Origin of the sequence: Bacillus haikouensis (assembly GCF_013179555.1) — a bacterium.
Lineage (GTDB): Bacteria > Bacillota > Bacilli > Bacillales > Bacillaceae_B > Rossellomorea > Rossellomorea haikouensis_A.
Genome location: NZ_JABMCR010000543.1, coordinates 1 through 1,231, shown reverse-complemented (window position 1 = coordinate 1,231; position 1,231 = coordinate 1). Strand labels below are relative to the sequence as shown.

The following is a 1,231-nucleotide window of genomic DNA, read 5'->3' as shown; positions in this document are numbered from 1 at the left end:
CTTTCACAGTGACCCAATGATGAACGGTACGATTTCATACCCGGCCTATGAGCTCATCCCCGTTCATAAAGATGATCACTTCACCCTCTGTGAACAAGTAGAAACCATAAATAAATTATATGTGAAAAATGAATATATCCATGAGAATGAAGAAGGACAAACGTATGCAAAAACCGATATTTCCTGTGCGCAAATCAATGTAAAAAAAGGAGACATCATATCCCTGGTAGACGACAGCTGCAGTGGGTATGATTTGATAAAAAAAGACGGAAGAGAAGGCTGGATTGTAAAAGGGATTCTCCAAAAGGTGGATCATCATGTGGCAGCTAAGGATGATACGAAGGTGATATCCTATGTCTGATAACAATTGGGCAATCCTGATCGATACTTTTGCTGCGGCTGCCATTTTCATCAGCTTCTTTTTCTATGCACCTTTTTTGTATATAAGACTGGCATTTTTACTCTTTGCAATTGCACAAATCTTCATCATGATCAATTGGGAGAGAATAGGAAGAGGGTTCATCTGGGTGTATTCCTGTGTCGTGATGATGTGCGTTGCAGGTGTGTGCGCAGTGGAAACAGGCATGCATTTAGACGGGACGATGATCTCGCTTCTTGGATTTACAGTTACTTTATTAAGTGTAAATTTTACATTGGTCTCCAACAAGGCAATAGAAGAATAGTTGGATTGAATTGAAGGATTTAGGGGGGAGATAAAATGTTCTTTATCCAAATGTCCGGTTTCCCCGGTTCAGGCAAATCAACCCTCTCGAGGGAAATTGCCAAGAGAACAGGTGCCGTACTGATCGACCATGATATTGTGAAGACGGCTTTACTGGAAAGTATGGGAGATGCGCAGATTGACAATAAGTCAGCAGGCAGGATTTCCTACAACATCGACTGGTCCCTGATCGACTTTCACCTCTCACAAGGTCGGGATGTCATCTTTGACAGTCCATGCCTCTACGATGAAATCATTGAAAAAGGCACAGACCTATCCCGAAAATATATGGCCAAATATAAATACATAGAATGCTATCTTGATAATATGAGTGAAATCAATTTCCGCCTGCAAAACCGGGAAAGGAAGATCAGCCAAATCGAAAGGGTCAGCTCCGAAGATGCGTTTCGGCGAATCCTTGAAAACAGTAAGAAACCAACTGATCATAAATATCTTGCAGTAGATACAACCCCTCCTTTGCAAAGTTATATGGATAAGGTCATGGAGTAT

General features: G+C 41.3%; 3 protein-coding genes. All 3 read left to right on the top strand.

Annotated features, from left to right (window positions below; genetic code table 11):
- The coding region (locus HP456_RS24150) for an SH3 domain-containing protein (protein WP_512698789.1) at positions 1-361 on the top strand (361 nt) is incomplete at its 5' end.
- Positions 354-683, top strand: a complete 330-nt coding sequence (locus HP456_RS24145) for a hypothetical protein (protein WP_172255711.1) — start codon at positions 354-356, stop codon at positions 681-683. The genes HP456_RS24150 and HP456_RS24145, both read left to right, overlap by 8 nt.
- A gap of 35 nt (positions 684-718) precedes the next feature.
- Positions 719-1,231: P-loop nucleotide/nucleoside kinase family protein (locus tag HP456_RS24140; protein WP_172255708.1), on the top strand; the 513-nt coding region annotated here is incomplete at its 3' end.

Excerpts from the sequence above, each read along its gene's own strand:
- HP456_RS24145 (WP_172255711.1), top strand. The coding sequence starts at position 354 with ATGTCTGATAACAATTGGGCAATCCTGATCGATACTTTTGCTGCGGCT.